15 protein-coding genes are annotated in these 15262 nt (G+C 66.3%); 4 read left to right on the top strand and 11 right to left on the bottom strand.

Going from position 1 to position 15262, the window contains the following annotated elements; genetic code table 11:
- Nucleotides 1-15 precede the first annotated feature (15 nt).
- The 6 genes from JQ633_RS20735 to JQ633_RS20760 all read right to left on the bottom strand — a co-directional run bounded on the left by JQ633_RS20735 (nt 16) and on the right by JQ633_RS20760 (nt 5248).
- Nucleotides 16-672 (bottom strand): carboxymuconolactone decarboxylase family protein, encoded by a 657-nt coding sequence (locus tag JQ633_RS20735; RefSeq protein WP_211986948.1) that lies wholly within the window; start codon nt 670-672, stop codon nt 16-18.
- A gap of 82 nt (nt 673-754) precedes the next feature.
- Entirely contained in the window at nt 755-1567 is an 813-nt protein-coding gene (gene blaOXA, locus JQ633_RS20740) for a class D beta-lactamase (RefSeq protein WP_211986949.1), read from the bottom strand.
- A gap of 73 nt (nt 1568-1640) precedes the next feature.
- On the bottom strand, nt 1641-1904 hold the full coding sequence (locus JQ633_RS20745; RefSeq protein WP_211986950.1) for an EscU/YscU/HrcU family type III secretion system export apparatus switch protein: 264 nt from the start codon (nt 1902-1904) through the stop codon (nt 1641-1643).
- A complete protein-coding gene (locus JQ633_RS20750) occupies nt 1901-3523 on the bottom strand; it encodes a flagellar hook-length control protein FliK (RefSeq protein WP_211986951.1) in 1623 nt (540 codons plus the stop codon). Before JQ633_RS20750 ends, JQ633_RS20745 begins: the two co-directional genes overlap by 4 nt.
- 136 nt (nt 3524-3659) lie before the next feature.
- On the bottom strand, nt 3660-4157 hold the full coding sequence (locus JQ633_RS20755; protein WP_211986952.1) for a hypothetical protein: 498 nt from the start codon (nt 4155-4157) through the stop codon (nt 3660-3662).
- A 308-nt stretch (nt 4158-4465) separates the two neighbouring features.
- Nucleotides 4466-5248, bottom strand: a complete 783-nt coding sequence (locus JQ633_RS20760) for an ATP12 family chaperone protein (protein WP_211986953.1) — start codon at nt 5246-5248, stop codon at nt 4466-4468.
- 176 nt (nt 5249-5424) lie between these two features.
- Between JQ633_RS20760 and JQ633_RS20765 the strand changes: the two genes are divergently transcribed.
- Nucleotides 5425-5883 carry a GNAT family N-acetyltransferase gene (locus JQ633_RS20765; protein ID WP_211986954.1) on the top strand — a complete coding sequence of 153 codons (459 nt, stop codon included), beginning with the start codon at nt 5425-5427 and terminating at the stop codon, nt 5881-5883.
- 41 nt (nt 5884-5924) lie between these two features.
- Here the strand turns inward: JQ633_RS20765 and JQ633_RS20770 are convergent, their stop codons facing one another.
- Complete coding sequence (locus JQ633_RS20770) at nt 5925-6236, bottom strand: hypothetical protein (protein WP_211986955.1); 312 nt, start codon at nt 6234-6236, stop codon at nt 5925-5927.
- Between the two features lie 136 nt (nt 6237-6372).
- On the bottom strand, nt 6373-7629 hold the full coding sequence (locus tag JQ633_RS20775; RefSeq protein WP_211986956.1) for an RluA family pseudouridine synthase: 1257 nt from the start codon (nt 7627-7629) through the stop codon (nt 6373-6375).
- Between the two features lie 128 nt (nt 7630-7757).
- Here JQ633_RS20775 and JQ633_RS20780 point away from each other — a divergent pair, with 128 nt between their 5' ends.
- Nucleotides 7758-8696: an alpha/beta hydrolase gene (locus tag JQ633_RS20780; protein WP_211986957.1), complete on the top strand. Its 939-nt coding sequence runs from the start codon at nt 7758-7760 to the stop codon at nt 8694-8696.
- A 4-nt stretch (nt 8697-8700) separates the two neighbouring features.
- On the opposite strand, the gene JQ633_RS20785 is transcribed toward JQ633_RS20780, so the two are convergent.
- Together JQ633_RS20785 and JQ633_RS20790 are read right to left on the bottom strand one after the other, a co-directional pair.
- Nucleotides 8701-10035 (bottom strand): replication-associated recombination protein A, encoded by a 1335-nt coding sequence (locus tag JQ633_RS20785; protein ID WP_211986958.1) that lies wholly within the window; start codon nt 10033-10035, stop codon nt 8701-8703.
- The gene (locus tag JQ633_RS20790) at nt 10032-11444 is read right to left on the bottom strand and encodes a DegQ family serine endoprotease (protein WP_249159512.1); all 1413 of its coding nucleotides are present in this window, start codon (nt 11442-11444) and stop codon (nt 10032-10034) included. The genes JQ633_RS20785 and JQ633_RS20790 overlap by 4 nt, the downstream gene beginning before the upstream one ends.
- A gap of 290 nt (nt 11445-11734) precedes the next feature.
- Between JQ633_RS20790 and JQ633_RS20795 the strand changes: the two genes are divergently transcribed.
- Nucleotides 11735-13333, top strand: coding sequence for an OprO/OprP family phosphate-selective porin (locus tag JQ633_RS20795; RefSeq protein WP_211986959.1), 1599 nt, complete (start codon nt 11735-11737; stop codon nt 13331-13333).
- 266 nt (nt 13334-13599) lie between these two features.
- Here the strand turns inward: JQ633_RS20795 and JQ633_RS20800 are convergent, their stop codons facing one another.
- Complete coding sequence (locus JQ633_RS20800) at nt 13600-13974, bottom strand: winged helix-turn-helix transcriptional regulator (RefSeq protein WP_211986960.1); 375 nt, start codon at nt 13972-13974, stop codon at nt 13600-13602.
- A 129-nt stretch (nt 13975-14103) separates the two neighbouring features.
- Here JQ633_RS20800 and JQ633_RS20805 point away from each other — a divergent pair, with 129 nt between their 5' ends.
- Nucleotides 14104-15117, top strand: coding sequence for a zinc-binding alcohol dehydrogenase family protein (locus tag JQ633_RS20805; RefSeq protein ID WP_211986961.1), 1014 nt, complete (start codon nt 14104-14106; stop codon nt 15115-15117).
- Nucleotides 15118-15262: the final 145 nt, after the last annotated feature.

Raw genomic sequence — 15262 nt, forward strand, 5'->3', positions numbered from 1 at the left:
GCGGAGTCCGCTGGGCTATTTCTCGCCGACCTTGAACGGCTCCTCCTTGCCGGGCGGCACGGTCTCCTCGGACATCGCCAGCAGCATCGCGACCATCACATAATTGCCGGCGACCGCGGTGAGGTCGACGATCTGCTGATCGTTGAACACCTTCTTGGCCCGCGCGTAGGTCTCGTCAGAGACCTTCTTGGTCGTGGTCAGCTCGGTGACGAAGTCGTACACCACGGCCTCATCCTCGGCCATCTTCGACGGGCGGTTGCCTGCCTTCAGCTCGGCGATGACATCGGCCGGCAAGCCGGCCTTGGCGGCGAGCGGCGCGTGCGCGAACCATTCGACCTGCGAGCGCCACTGCCGGCCGATGATCAGGATCGCGAACTCGTTGAGTTTGGTCGGCACCGAGGTCTGCCAGCGCAGATAATAGAACAGATCGTACAGCCGCTGGCCGAGCACGGGGCTGCGGATCATCGGGTTGTAGGGCCCGCCGATGCCGACGCTCGACACCTTCATGATGGCTTCGCCGAGCGGCTTCTGCTGCTCGTTGAGCTGGTCCATGGTGAGCTGCGGAAAGCGCGGCTCCTTGCTGGTGGCGGGCGCTGAAAACATCGTGGCCGCGACCCAGCCGGTTGCGGCAGCAAGCGTGAGCGACGACAACCAGACTGATGCTGAATGCATTGGTTTCCTCCAGTGTTCTTGTCGGAGGAATCTAGCCGGGCCGCGCGCCGCCGACCAGCCGCGGCGCGCGCAGGTCAGATCGTCACAACGCGACGATGTCGGTGAGGCATTGCTGCGTCACGCTCATCCGCGCGTCGATCTGCGCCTGGGTCTTGCAGTCCATGTTCATCGCGAACACGGTGATATCAGACCCCTTCTCGACCCAGCCGACCAGCCAGCCGAGCGAGCCATGCTCCTTGTCGGTCAGGCCGGTCTTGGCGCGGATCACGGCGTCGCCGACTTTCGTGACGGGAAGAATGTCGCGGACCAGCTCCTGGCTGCGCTTGCCGACTGGCAGCACGCCGCGGCGCAGCCGGTCGAGGAAATCGACCTGCTGCACCGGATCGATCCGCAGATCGCCCGACACCCAGAAGCGGTCGATGCCGCCACCGATGTCGCGGTTGCCGTAGTCGACGATGTCGACATATTTCTTCATCCGCTCCTCGCCGATCCGGCGGGCGATCTCCTGAAACACCGGAAAGGCCGACACCGCGATCGCCGAGCGCAGCGTGTGATCCTTGTTCCAGGCCTCGATGCTGCGCGTCACGCCATCCCACTTGAAGACGTCCTTGTCGGGATCCTGCACGACGCCGGTCTCGAGCGCGATCAGCGCGTTCGGGATCTTGAAGGTCGAGGCCGGCAATTTGCCCTCGCCCGAGCGGGTCTTGTCGCTGGCGACGATCAGATAGTCGTCGACCTTGTAACCGACGAAAGTGCCCTCGGTGCCGAGATCGAAGAACCGCTTTTGCAGGTCGTCGCGAAACTCGCTGCGCTGGTACGACACGTTGGCGAAGCTGCGCGACGGCAGCATGCTCGCGGCGGCAAACAGACCGAGCGCATGGCGGCGATTGATCACGGTGGAACTCGAACCGGTTCTCGAGATGGACAACGCTGGTGATGCCATCGTGACGGACGATTGGCAACAAGTCTCAGCGCGCCCTCCCCGACAGCCGCAGCACGAACACCAGCACCTCGGCGACGGCCTTGTAGAGCTCGGCCGGGATCTCGTCGCCGAGCTCGACATTGGAGAGCGCGCCGGCCAGCACCTCGTTCTCCTCGATCGGGATGTCGTGCGCCTTGGCGACCTCGATGATCTTGGCGCCGATCGCGCCCTTGCCTTTTGCCACCACGCGCGGCGCGCCGGCGTGGTCGTAATGCAGGGCGACCGCGAGCTGGTTTGCCGTGTCGCTCATGTGGCGCGGTCCAGGAAATGGCCGGCGCGCGCCGGCGCGGGCTGTGGCGGCGTGCCGTCGCGGACTTCGATCTCACCGGGCGTGAGCTCGGCCCGCGTCAGTGCCTGGCTCAACTCGGCGGCGCTGGCGCGCAGCTGCGCAGCGGTCGAGGGACGCTCGGCCCACATCCGCACCGAGGTGCGCTCGCCGCTCAGCGCGACCAGCGCATGCACCGGGCCCGCCGGCTCGACATCGAGCGTGAAGCGCGCGCGCCACACCCGCTTGGCGGCCTCGACTTCGATGCCGCCGCCATCGCGGGAAATCTCGAACTGCGCCATCGCCGTGCCCTGCTGGCTCAGGAACGGGATCTCGAAATTCCAGCGCGGCACGGTCGCATCGAGCTGCGGCCGCGCCGGGTCGGCGCGGTCCGGCAGCGAGGCGACCTGCAGCAGCGTCTGCCGTGCCAGCGCCGCGTCGGTGTTATCAAGCAGGCGGTGGGTGACGGTGGCGAGCGGCGCGCCCGGGGCGATCGACGGCTCCGCCACCGGTTGCGCGGCGGGCAGCGCGCCGCGAAATGGCGGCGGCGCCGCGGCGCGCGCGAGCGTGTCACCGGCCGGCAGCTCCCGTGCACCGGCGCCCTGGCGGGTCGGCCCGCCGAGCTCGTGCACCGCCTCCTGAAGCAGATTGAGCGCGCCGCCCGCGGACGGCCCGGCGTCCAGCGCTTCGGCCAGCGCAGTGGCAAGGCCCGGGCCGCGCGGGGTGAGGTCGGCAGCGGCAGCTACCGGCACGCGCGCCTGCGGCAGCAGGATTTCCTGCAGGTCGAAATCGCGCGCGCCCGGCGGCACGAGGCTGGGCGCCGCGGCGGGGCTCGCCGGCACCTGCACGCTCGGAGCGGCGGCAGGCCTAGCCGTATCGGCCGCCGCGCCCAGCGACGACAGCGTCTGGCGCAGCACGATCAGCGCGGCCTTGAGATCGGGGGCGCTGCCGCTTGACGGCACCGCGCCAGAGCCGAGCGAAGCCTCGAACAACAGGCCGGATTTCTGGAACGCCGCCCTGACGTCGGCGCCACTGAGGTTCTCGTCGAGACTTGTCTGCTGCGCCAGTACCTGCGCGATGGCGGCCTGCAGCTTCGGCGGCAGATTGGCGGACGTAACCGCCGCCAGATTGGCAAACAGCGTGGCCTGGCTGCCCTGCGCGGCCGCCGCGCCCTGCGCAGCCGCGGTGACGGCGACGTGCTCGAGCGGCGTCAGCACGGCTCGTGGCGCGGCCTGAGGGGCGAGAGCGGGATCGGTCACGACGGCCGGCGACACCCTCGCGGCCCCGCCACCGTCGGCCCGCGGGGCGGCCGAGTTCGGTTCCACCAGCTCCCGTCCGACCAAGTCCGGCTCGACCATTTGGAGGCGAACCCCGTCACTGTCCTGCGAGACCGCAAGCTGCAGGTTCTGCCCCGGCTGCAGCGGGACTTCGGTCTGGACGTCGATCGACAGGCTCGCGATCGCGATCCGCACCAGATCTGCGGACAACACCTTGAGCACCTGCGCACTGACGACGGTGCCCGGCTGCAGCGTGAACTCAGGCGCCCCCCCGCCCGCGTCCTCGGAGGCCGGCACCGGCAGTACAGGGTTGATGGCGATTGCCATAGCGAAGGTCTCGGCCAAGCGGCAGGATCAACGATGATCGATGCGGAAGAGCACCCTCCCGCATCCCGCGCTCGAAGCTAGCCCGGCGTCGTAAACCTCGCGTTAACCCCGGCGTATAAGGCCCCGGGAGCCGTTCTCAGTGCGGGCCGGCGATGACCGCCCAATAGCGCCTGCCGTTGCTGTTCGGATCGGAGCTGTCGCTTGCAGAGAAGACGAGGCCGGTATCGGTCCAGTGCGCGAAGCTGCCGCCACCGGCACTAACCTCGGTGAAGGAGCTATGCGACGGTCCAAGCGGCCTCGTGCCTTCGTAGACAACGATTGGCGAACGCGTGTCGCGCTCGATATTGGGGCGATCCGCCAAGCTCGCCAGTTGGCGGTATTCGGGCGGCAAGGTGGCGCGGAATGCGGCCTTACTCAATGGCTCAAACGGCCGGAGCAGCGGCACGACGACCTGCCCTTTCGGGCGCGGATCCTGCCACGAACGCTGCAGCCAGAGCGCCGCAGTGAAGTACACTACAATACCGATCGCGACGCACAGCGGCACGAGACCCACATTCCAGACGAACGGAAAGGCTCGCCCGACCGACGGAAAGGCTCGGCTGGTCCGTACCGGTTCCACAATCCACAGGGACATCTGCACTCACCAACGCTACACGGCCCGGCACAGCCCGATGCCGTACCGACAGATCAAAACTCGCACACTCGCAATGGTTCATCGCCCGCCTGCAAGCGAGCGCGCTCAATCCCAACGTCATTCTTAAGACGATTTGAAACGAGCTAACGTGAAACGGTTTTTGAAAAAAATTTGAGTCGCGTTCGCCGATCGGCCTGCGATCGAGGCGGCCACCGATTCAGGACGTTGCAATGGGTTTCAGGCTAGCCCCGAACCGGGCGGCAATGAGGCGATCGCGCCCAATCATCGTTGCAGCCGGTAACACTTATTCACATACCGGTGTGTCGGTTCCTCAGCATGCTGGCTGCGGCCCTGAAATCGACCAGCCGCGCGGCGCGGCGCGAGGCGACCTCCTCGTCGACACCCCATTGCTCGATATTCCAGTCCTCGTCGACATGGGCGGCCGCCCAGACCTGATCCTCGTCCCGAAAACCATGTGCGAGCGCCAGTGCGAGCAACGCCGACCCCGTCAGCGTCGTCACCACATGGAATGCGGCAACCGACCACGGATCGGTCGGAAATGCGGCACGCGCCGCCTTGATCGCGGCCTCGGGCTGGCCGACATGCATGATGCCTTCGGCCAGCACGAAGTGGGCGCCGAGCGAATCCGCGGCCCAGAACACGATCGGATCCCAATGCTGCGCCTCGCGCGCGATCAGCGTGTCGGGATGACCGGCGCGATAGAACAAGAGGTCGCTGCCGAGAAACTTCGCGGCGTCCTCGGCGACCTCATCGACGCGATCGATCACGCCCTCGACGACGCTGTTGGCAAGGCGCGTCAGCGGCATGGTCATGGGATCGAGGGTTTCGCCCTGGGCATTCCATTCCGCCGCGGCCGCCTCGGCGATGGCGCGCGCCGGCACGACGACCGGTTTGCCCGATGGCGAGCGGATCGGCTTGCCGTCGAGCGTGATGGAAAATCCGCTGTCAGCCTCGGCCACTCCGGCACTGGTGTAGAACCGCTTGCGCTGGGGCGTGCGGATGTGGCGTCGCACCGCTTCCTGCGGATCGAGCGGGGATTGGTCTGGTACGTCGTCGAACAGTTCGCGCATCGCTCCGGCGGCTTTCGTCTGGAAGGATCTCCTTGCAAGATATGTCAGGGACGACGGCAAATAAAGCTGATGGAACAAGCCGAATGACCGCGGGATATTCGCCTGTCGCAGCTGCCCGCAACTCAACCGAATTGCCGGTTAGCAACCGCAACCTCGTCTCCATGGAGCTATCCTCGATGACGCAACTCAATTTCCGTCACGCCCAGCCGGCAGATCTTCCGGCCATCGTCGCGCTGCTGGCCAACGATATCCTGGGACAACAGCGGGAAGATGCGAGCTCTCCACCGCACCAGAGCTATGTCGATGCATTCGAGGCGATCCTCGCCGATCCCAATCAGCTGCAGGTCGTGGCGACCGTGAACGACGAGGTGATCGGCACGCTTCAACTCACCTTCATCCCCGGGCTGGCGCGGTTGGGCGCGTGGCGCGGGCAGATCGAGGCGGTTAGAATAGCGGAGGCGCACCGAGGATCAGGCGCCGGACGGCAGATGTTCGAATGGGCGATCGCGCAATGCAGGGCCAGATGCTGCAATCTGGTGCAGCTCACGACCGACAAGGACCGCCCCGACGCGCACCGCTTCTATGAACGGCTGGGGTTCGTCGGCAGCCATGTCGGTTACAAGCTGATCCTCTGACCCAGCGCTCCCACGGCCAGCCGCACAACAGACTCGAAACGCTACTCCCGCGTGTTGGCGCAGGACCGCGAATAGGTGGCGCGGTCGGCCTGGCTCAGCCCGGCGGCTGCGGCCTCGTCGAGGCAGCGGCTCACGCGATCGCCGAACGAGGTCCGGGGAGCTGAACGAACGCTCGGCCGGCTCGGCAATGCACCCATCTTCGGAATCTCCGGCACGTAGACCCGCGGCGGTGGCGGCGGCTGGGGCATCGGCGGATTGTTGATCGAGCTGCCCGGCGCAATGAACTGCGCGAGCGCACTGCCCGCTCCCATCGTCCAGATCAAACCACCGACAACGATCGAGGACAGCTTCATGGCGTATATCTCGTTACGCAGCAGCAATGGTTCAAGTGACTGCCGTGCGTGTCAACGCTGCGCGCGAGAGGCGGGTTCCCTGCCGGACCTTCACGGTTTCTGATGGATCGCGTGAACGGCCACGGCCGCTTGCCGCTCACTCCTCCGGCGCGTTCTCGATCGGATCGAATCGCTCGGCCTCGAGCCCGAGCAGATTCCAGGATTGCTGCATGTGCGGCGGCAGCGGCGCTGTCGCATCGATGAAGCCGCCGCGCGGATGCGGGATCACGATCCGTCGTGCCAAGAGATGCAGCCGGTTCTGCAGGCCGCCGGGCAGCTCCCAATTCTCCTTGTTGAAATATTTGGGATCGCCCACGATCGCATGGTCGATATGCGCCATATGGGCGCGCAGCTGGTGGGTGCGGCCTGTCACCGGCTTGAGCGACACCCACGCCAGTTTCGTCGCCGAGGTCTCGACCACGGCGTAATAGGTCACCGCGTGGCTGGCGCCCTCGTCACCATGGGCCGCGATCCGCATGATGGTGTCCTCCTCGCTCTCCTCCTTGGCGAGATAGGTCGAGATGCGGCCCTGCTTCGGCTTCGGCACGCCCGCGACCAGCGCCCAGTAGATCTTGCGCGCGGAGCGTGAACGGAAAGCGCCGGTGAGATGCGATGCGGCAAAGCGCGTCTTGGCGATCAGGAGACAGCCCGAAGTCTCCCGGTCGATGCGATGCACGAGGCGCGGCTTCTGCCCCTTGGCATCGCGCATCACCTCCAGCATCTGGTCGACATGGCGCGTCATGCCGGAGCCGCCCTGCACAGCGAGACCTGCGGGCTTGTTCAGCACCAGCACGTCGTCGTCCTCGAACAGCGTCATCTCCTTGAGCGTCTGCAGAGTCTTGGTCTGCGCGTCCGAGAGCACGCCGACCGTCTTCGGCGCATCGAGCCGCAGCGGCGGGATGCGCACGCTCTGCCCTTCCTCCAACCGGTCCTTGGAATCGGCGCGCTTGCCGTTGACGCGGAGTTCGCCCTTCCGGACGATACGCTGGATGTGGGAGAACGACAGGCCGGGAAACCGCGCCTCCAGAAAGCGGTCGACGCGCATGCCGTTCTCGTCGGCGGTCACCACGACGGTCTGCACCTTGGTTGGCAGCGGCAGTTCGCTCGCCGCCTTCGCGGGCGGCGCCGCCACAGGCTCCGGCCGCTCCCGACGCGGCTCGGCAAAGCGCTTCGGATTGCCGGGCGCACGCTGCGCGAACGGACGGTCGCCAGCCTTGCGGTCACCAGCCTTGCGATCGTCCGACTTGCGGCTGCGATGCTCCGAACCGCCCTTGGCACGATCCTTGGTCCGCGCCTTGTCGCGCGCTTTGGCGCGATCGCCCGGCGAAGTCGTTCTCTTGATACGGCGGCTCATGGTGATATTTCGGCTCCAGACCTGCATTGTGGGTAGCGCAATTGCCGCGAATCGTCACGGCGAAATCGCTGTAAATCCCGCGCAACTTCGGTCAGGTTCGGCCGAACACGGCAATCGAGGAGCCTTCAATGAGACTGGCCATGACGGCATTGGCGGCGGTCGTGATGATCGTGGGGCCGGCGCTTGCGCAAGACAGCCCGATGCCGGAGGACCTCGCCTGGAAGCTGCTGGAGCTGGGCCGCGTCATCGACCCGCCCAAGACCGCCGCGCTCTATGCGCCGCTGCAGCAGAAGGAGCCCTATCAAGGCGTCAAGGTCGAGCGCGACCTCAAATACGGTCCGGCCGACCGCCATCTGCTCGATGTCTTCACGCCGGAAGCTGCCGGTCCGGCACGGCCAGTGCTGATCTATATCCATGGCGGCGGCTTTGTCGCCGGCAACAAGCGCGCGCCCGGCAGCCCGTTCTACGACAACATCATGCTGTGGGCGGCGAAGAACGGATTCGTCGGCGTCAACGCCACCTATCGGCTGGCGCCCGCCTTCCCCTGGCCGGCCGGCGCGGAGGACTTGGGCGCGATCGTCAAATGGGTGTCCGACAACATCGGCGCGCGCGGCGGCGATCCGGCGCGCATCTTCCTGATGGGCCAGTCGGCCGGCGCCATCCATGTCGCAAGCTACGTCTCGCATGGCGAATTCCACAAGGTGAAGGGCGGCGGATTGGCCGGCGCGATCCTGGTGTCGGGCATCTACGATCTGACCGCATCGCCGGCCGGCGATGCCGAGCTCGCCTATTACGGCTCCGACCTGTCGCGCTACGCCGAGCGCTCCTCGCTGCAGGGCCTCCTCGCCAGCCCGATCCCGCTGCTCGTCACCGCGGCCGAACTCGACCCGCCGCGCTTCGTCGCGCAATTCGAGCTGTTGAAGCAGGCCGCCTGCAAGCGGCCGAGCGGCTGCGCGCGCAGCTTCATGCTACCGCAGCACAGCCACATGTCGGAGGTCTACGCGATCAACACCGCGGATACGCGGCTGACCGACCAGATCCTGGAGTTCGTGAAGAGCGTCAAGTGAGGCGCTAGCCGCCGCCCCGCTCCTTGCGGAGCCGCGTCCAGTAGTCGAGCCGCTTGCGGATCTCGCGCTCGAAGCCGCGGTCGGGCGGATCGTAGAAGGTCTGGCGCCCCAGCGCTTCCGGAAAGTAGTCCTGGCCCGAGAACGCGTCGGGCATGTCGTGATCATACTGATAGCCGGAGCCGTAGCCTTCCGACTTCATCAATTTGGTCGGCGAGTTCAGGATGTGCTTCGGCGGCAGCAGCGAGCCGCCCTGCTTCGCGGTCTGCATCGCGGCGCCGAACGCGGTGTAGACCGCATTCGATTTCGGCGCGGTGGCGAGATAGACCACGGCCTGGGCGATCGCGAGCTCGCCTTCGGGCGAACCGAGGAAGTCGTAGGCATCCTTGGCGGCGTTGCACACCGCCAGCGCCTGCGGATCGGCAAGGCCGATATCCTCCACCGCCATCCGCACCACGCGCCGCGCCAGGAACAGCGGGTCCTCGCCGGCATCGAACATCCGCGCCAGATAATACAGCGCCGCATCCGGATCGGAGCCGCGCACCGACTTGTGCAGCGCGGAGATCAGATTGTAGTGGCCGTCGGCCGATTTGTCGTAGATCGGCGCGCGGCGCTGCAGGATGTCCTGCAGCTGCTCGGCGTTGAACACCTCGCCCTTGCGCGCCGCGCGCCAGACCTCTTCGGCCAGCGTCAGCGAGGCGCGGCCGTCGCCATCGGCCATCCGCACCAGCACCGCGCGCGCCTCGGCGTCGAGCGGCAGCTCCCTGCCCTCGACCTTCTCGGCATTGGCGAACAGTCGTTCGATCGCGGCGGCATCGAGCGAATGAAACACCAGCACGCGGGCGCGCGACAAGAGAGCGGCGTTGAGCTCGAAAGACGGATTCTCCGTGGTGGCGCCGACCAGCACCACGGTGCCGTCCTCCATCACCGGCAGGAAGGAATCCTGCTGCGCGCGGTTGAAACGATGCACCTCGTCGACGAACAGCAACGTGCCCTTGCCCATCTCGCGGCGGGCGCGCGCGCCATCGAACGCCTTCTTCAGATCGGCGACGCCGGAGAATACGGCCGATATCTGCTCGAAATGCAGCTCGGTGGCATCGGCCAGAAGCCGCGCCACCGTGGTCTTGCCGGTGCCGGGCGGCCCCCAGAACACCAGCGAGCCGAGCGTGCGCGTCTCCAGCATACGCGTCAACGCGCCGTCGGGGCCGAGGATGTGATCCTGGCCGACGACGTCGGAGAGCGAACGCGGGCGCAGCCGATCCGGCAGCGGATGCGGCGCGTCCTGCTCCATCCCCGCTGCCGCGAACAGGTTCGCCGCCTCGCGTGGTTGCTTGGAGCTCATCCGCCGAGCGTCACGTTGATCTGCTGGCCGCCGCGCACCAGCGTGATCCGCCAGACCCGCGTCGTCACCTTCGAGGCCTTGTCGAGATCGCTGGTACGCTCGATCTTCTGGTTGTTGACGGCAAGGATGATGTCGCCCTTCTGGAAGCCGACATTGGCGGCAGTGCCGTCATCGGCGAGCTCGGTCACCACGACGCCCTCGGCGCCTGCATCCAGATGTAGCTCGTCGGCCAGCGCCGGCGAGATGTTGGCGACCTTGGCGCCCTGGAACGGCGAGCGCGCGGTCAGCACGATTTCGTCGCGGCCGGTGTCGGGCGCGGTCTCCAGCGGCACGTTGAGCGTCAACGCCTTGCCGCCGCGCTGCACCTCGATTTGCGCGGTGCCGCCGAGCGGCCGGGTCGCGAAGCGGTAGTCGAACGCGTTGGGATCGTCGATGGTCTGGCCTTCGATGGCGACGATCAGGTCCGACAGTTTCAGACCCGCTTTGGCCGCCGGGCTGTTCGGCGCGACATTGGCGACCAGCGCGCCTGACGGCAGCTTGAGGCCCAGCGTCTCGGCGATCTCCGGCGTCACCGCCTGCAGCCGCGCGCCGAGCCACGGCCGCTTCACCGCCTTGCCGCCGCTCTTGGCCGAGGACACCACCACGCGCACCATGTTGGCGGGAATCGCAAAGCCGATGCCCTGCGAGCCGCCGGAGCGCGAGAAGATCGCGGTATTGATGCCGGCGAGTCGCCCGGTCATGTCGACCAGGGCGCCGCCCGAATTGCCCGGATTGATCGCGGCGTCGGTCTGAATGAAGAATTGATAATCCGTGATCCCGACTTGAGTGCGCGCCAGCGCCGAGATGATGCCGTGCGTCACGGTCTGGCCGACGCCGAAGGGGTTACCGATCGCGAGCACGACGTCGCCGACCTGCAACTGGTCGGAGTTGGCGAAGTCGAGCGTCGCAAACTTCTCCTTGTTGGTGTTCTTCAGCCGGAGAATCGCCAGATCGGTGCGGCTGTCCTTGAGCACGATCTCGGCCTCGAACTCCCGCTTGTCGGCGAGCGAGATCTTCACCTGGTCGGCGCCCTCGATCACGTGATTGTTTGTCACCACGAGACCGGTCGAATCGACCATCACGCCGGAGCCGAGCGAGCGCTGCATCTGCTCGGGCTGCTGCCCCGGCACGCCGAAAAAGCGCCGAAAAATCGGGTCGTCCAGGAATGGATTGCGGTTCTGGACCATCTTGGCAGCGTAGACATTGACCACCGCGGGCTGCACCCGCTGCACGATCGGCGCATAGGACAGCTGCAGCTCCGCCTGCGAGGACGGCACCCGGCGATCCTGGGCCTCGGCCTGGCAAAGATTTCCTATCAGGGCCAGCGCAGACAGGACGGAAATGGCAGCAAAGCGGACGGATCGGAGCATTCTCACCTCTTACGGAAAACGCCGGAATATAGGCGCGTTCGTCGGGCAATTGAAGGGTGCCGGGCCGGATAACTGGCCCCCACCGGAGCGGTGCACAACCGGCCGCAAGCGCGTTGAAGCGCGCCGCCAAGCTTCTATGATGCATGTCATCTCACTGCGCCGCTCCGCTTGTTGCCCGCGGACAACAAGCGGAACTGCGATGCCGGGCGGCATTGTCGTGCGACAGTCACGATAGACTCCTAAGCACGCGATCAGTGAGTGGGGACTTCAAACACAACAGGGGTGCACACATGAGTGCGAAAAGACTAGGTGCAATCGCCATAGGAATTGCGGGGGCTCTCGCCGCCGTGCCGGCGCATGCGCAATCCGCCGGCGGCGGCAGTGACGCGGAGATCGCGCTGCTGAAGCAGCAGCTGAAGATGCTCGAGCAGAAGCTCGACAAGCTGCAGAAGCAGACCAACGTCAACACCGCGACCGCGGCCAGCGCGAACGCCAGTGCCAAGGCGGCGGACGCCAAGGCCGCGCGGGTCGCGACCGCCAACGCCGCGATCCCGGTCAAGGGCCCGGTGGCGCCGTCCGGCGTCGTGGTGACGATGCCGAACAACCGGCCGACGATCTGTACCGCGGACGAGCAGAACTGCGTCGCGATCACGAGCCGCGTGCACTGGGACGTCGGCGGCTACGACTATCGTCCTAACACCGCCGGCACCTCGCCGCAGAAGCTCGACAGCGGCGAGAACACACGCCGCGCGCGCATCGGCGTGGTCGGCAAGTTCTTCGGCGACTGGAACTACGCGCTGATCTACGACTTCGGCGGCTCCTCCGACGGCTTCGGCGGTGCGGCACCGGGCTCGCTTCCCGGCGGCGGCACCTCGGGCATCGAGAATGCTTACCTGAGCTACACCGGCTTCAAGCCGTTCGGCGGCAGGATGGCGATCGAAGCCGGCATCATGGACCTGCCGTGGACGCTGGACGAATCGACCAGCTCCAACGACATCCTGTTCATGGAGCGTGCCTCGGTCGGCATCATCGCGCAGAACATCGCTGCCGGTGACTTCCGTTCGGCCGCCGGCGCCCGCTGGTGGAACGACCAGTTCTGGATCGGCGCTTACGTCACCGGACCGACCTCGGGCGCGATCCATTCCGCTTCGTCAGCGGCACCGGCCGGTACGTCGGAGCAGTATGGCAGCGTGGTCCGCATCGCCGGCAATCCGATCAGCGGCAAGAACTACTCGGTGCATATCGGCGCCGATGCGGAATGGCTGATCCAGCCGCCGCGCAACCAGCTGACGCAGGCGCAGACGCTGACGCTCAGCGACCGGCCCGAGCTGCGCATCGACCCGACCACGCTGATCTCGACCGGCGCGATCGCCAACGTCTCCGGCGCACAGGTCTACGGCGTCGAGGCGGCCGCGACCTACGGCTCGTTCATCGCGCAGGGTGAGTACTACTGGTTCAACATCGACCGCAGTGCGAATACCGGCCTGCCGCCGTTCGGTGCGCCAAGCCTGAAGTTCGATGGCGGCTACGCGCAGGTCGGCTACGTCCTGACCGGCGAGCAGCACCTCTACAACCCGGCGACGGCCTCCTACACCGGAATCAAGCCGAAGGATCCGTTCTCGCTAGCCGGTGGCGGCTTGGGCGCCTGGGAAGTCGCCGGCCGCGTCAGCACGATCGATCTGAACGACCAGATCGCGCAGGCGACCGGCATCGCGGGCGGACGGCAGACCGTCTACACCGCGGCGCTGAACTGGTACGTCAACAACAACGTCCGCTTCATGCTGAACTATCTGCATGGCGACATCGCCAAGCAGGCCTCGGCGACCTCGAACGCCGATGTCGGCTCGAAGTTCGACGCGGTGGCGCTGCGCACCCAGGTCGCGTTCTGACGCGATCGGAAACTCGTCAACGACAGACGGCCGGAGCTTTGCTCCGGCCGTTTTCTTTTGCCGACGGATCAGTCTTGCTGCGCCGAACGAACGGCACGCGTCCCAAAATACCGAAGAACAACCCCATGCAAAGTAACTGGCGGTCGCCGCCACCCGAAAACCGGCTTGACACGTCGGGCAACTCAGTTGTATATTTTTATTATTCCGAAGTTCTGCGACGCCCGGCCGACACGCGATAATCTCACGCGATCGCCTTGTGTCGCGCTTCAGGCCGCGCGCTTCTTCTTTGCGGCGGCAGGCGCCGGTGCGCAAGATTGCCGTGCCTGATGGCCCTCGCCCCAGGCTTTCAATATATCGATCACCGGGCGCAGGCTCTCGCCGAGTTCGGACAGCGTGTATTCGACCCGCGGCGGCACCTCGGCATAGACCTTGCGGATCACGAGGCCGTCATCCTCCAGCGCGCGCAGCTGCTTGGTCAGCATGCGCTGGGTGATGCCGGGCATCCGCCGCCGCAATTCGCCGAAGCGCTGGGTGCCGGCCTGCAGGTGATAGAGGATCACGCCTTTCCATTTGCCGTCGATCAGGTCGAGCGCCGCCTCGACCGCGCAGCCCGGCCGCCGCTCGAAGTTCTGCCGTTTCATGCGATTCTTCCTGGGATTTTTCCCAATAGTATACAAACGGGGACTAGTTCCCTGAATTTACAGTACTTGCCAAACGGACGCCAGCGCGACAGGTAAGGCGCAGGCCATCGCCCACCACGGAGACAAGGCATGAAAGCCGTCGGATATCAGACATCGCTGCCGATCGAGGCAGCCGAGTCACTGGTCGATTTCGAGACCGCCAAGCCGGAGCCGAAGGGCCGCGACATCCGCGTCGCGGTGAAGGCGATCTCGGCCAACCCGGTCGACTACAAGGTCCGCAAGCGCGCCGCGCCGCCGGCGGGCGAGTACAAGATCCTCGGCTTCGATGCGGCCGGCGTGGTCGATGCGGTCGGTCCGGAGGTGTCGCTGTTCAAGCCCGGCGACGAGGTGTTCTATGCCGGCTCGATCCTGCGCCAGGGCACCAATTCGGAATTCCATTTGGTCGACGAGCGCATCGTCGGCAACAAGCCTTCCTCGCTGTCGTTCGCGCAGGCCGCGGCACTGCCGCTGACCTCGATCACCGCCTGGGAATTGCTGTTCGACCGGCTCGGCGCCGTGCCGGGCAAGAGCCTCGATGCCCGCACGCTCCTGATCACCGGCGGCGCCGGTGGCGTCGGCTCGATCCTGATCCAGCTCGCGCGCCGCCTCACCGGGCTCACGGTGGTCGCGACCGCGACGCGGCCGGAGTCGCAGAAGTGGTGCCGTGATCTCGGCGCGCACGCCGTGATCGATCACTCGCAGCCGATGAAGGAACAGATCGAAAGACTGAAGCTGCCGCCGGTCGGCCTCGTCGCCAGCCTCACCTACACCGACCAGCACTACAAGGGCATCGCCGACTTCATCGCCCCGCAGGGCAGGTTCGGCCTGATCGACGATCCGCCGGAGTTCAACATCGCCGCATTCAAGGGCAAGGCGGTGTCGGTGCATTGGGAATCGATGTTCACGCGCTCGTCATTCCAGACCCCGGACATGATCGCGCAGCATCATCTGCTCAACGACGTCGCCGACCTCATCGACAAGGGCGTGCTGCGCACCACGCTCGACCAGACCTTCGGCACCATCAATGCCACGAACCTCAAGCGTGCCCACGCGCTGCTCGAAAGCGGCAAGTCGCGCGGCAAGATCGTGCTGGAGGGGTGGTAGGCCTGCAACCACGGCCTCGCCATGCCCAGGCGACATCCCGGGCATGATATCCCCACGGGCGGGCGCGTGGCTTTTGCCAAAGCCACGACCTCGCCTGTATGATTTGCGGAACGATCACCCCGTCCTCAATCCGGCCGACGCAAGA

Source organism: Bradyrhizobium tropiciagri (assembly GCF_018130505.1).
In the GTDB taxonomy this organism is placed as follows: domain Bacteria; phylum Pseudomonadota; class Alphaproteobacteria; order Rhizobiales; family Xanthobacteraceae; genus Bradyrhizobium; species Bradyrhizobium tropiciagri_B.

Excerpts from the sequence above, each read along its gene's own strand:
- JQ633_RS20735 (WP_211986948.1), bottom strand. The coding sequence starts at position 672 with ATGCATTCAGCATCAGTCTGGTTGTCGTCGCTCACGCTTGCTGCCGCA.
- JQ633_RS20745 (WP_211986950.1), bottom strand. The coding sequence starts at position 1,904 with ATGAGCGACACGGCAAACCAGCTCGCGGTCGCCCTGCATTACGACCAC.
- JQ633_RS20750 (WP_211986951.1), bottom strand. The coding sequence starts at position 3,523 with ATGGCAATCGCCATCAACCCTGTACTGCCGGTGCCGGCCTCCGAGGAC.
- JQ633_RS20755 (WP_211986952.1), bottom strand. The coding sequence starts at position 4,157 with ATGTCCCTGTGGATTGTGGAACCGGTACGGACCAGCCGAGCCTTTCCG.
- JQ633_RS20760 (WP_211986953.1), bottom strand. The coding sequence starts at position 5,248 with ATGCGCGAACTGTTCGACGACGTACCAGACCAATCCCCGCTCGATCCG.
- JQ633_RS20765 (WP_211986954.1), top strand. The coding sequence starts at position 5,425 with ATGACGCAACTCAATTTCCGTCACGCCCAGCCGGCAGATCTTCCGGCC.
- JQ633_RS20770 (WP_211986955.1), bottom strand. The coding sequence starts at position 6,236 with ATGAAGCTGTCCTCGATCGTTGTCGGTGGTTTGATCTGGACGATGGGA.
- JQ633_RS20775 (WP_211986956.1), bottom strand. The coding sequence starts at position 7,629 with ATGAGCCGCCGTATCAAGAGAACGACTTCGCCGGGCGATCGCGCCAAA.
- JQ633_RS20780 (WP_211986957.1), top strand. The coding sequence starts at position 7,758 with ATGAGACTGGCCATGACGGCATTGGCGGCGGTCGTGATGATCGTGGGG.
- JQ633_RS20785 (WP_211986958.1), bottom strand. The coding sequence starts at position 10,035 with ATGAGCTCCAAGCAACCACGCGAGGCGGCGAACCTGTTCGCGGCAGCG.
- JQ633_RS20790 (WP_249159512.1), bottom strand. The coding sequence starts at position 11,444 with ATGCTCCGATCCGTCCGCTTTGCTGCCATTTCCGTCCTGTCTGCGCTG.
- JQ633_RS20795 (WP_211986959.1), top strand. The coding sequence starts at position 11,735 with ATGAGTGCGAAAAGACTAGGTGCAATCGCCATAGGAATTGCGGGGGCT.
- JQ633_RS20800 (WP_211986960.1), bottom strand. The coding sequence starts at position 13,974 with ATGAAACGGCAGAACTTCGAGCGGCGGCCGGGCTGCGCGGTCGAGGCG.
- JQ633_RS20805 (WP_211986961.1), top strand. The coding sequence starts at position 14,104 with ATGAAAGCCGTCGGATATCAGACATCGCTGCCGATCGAGGCAGCCGAG.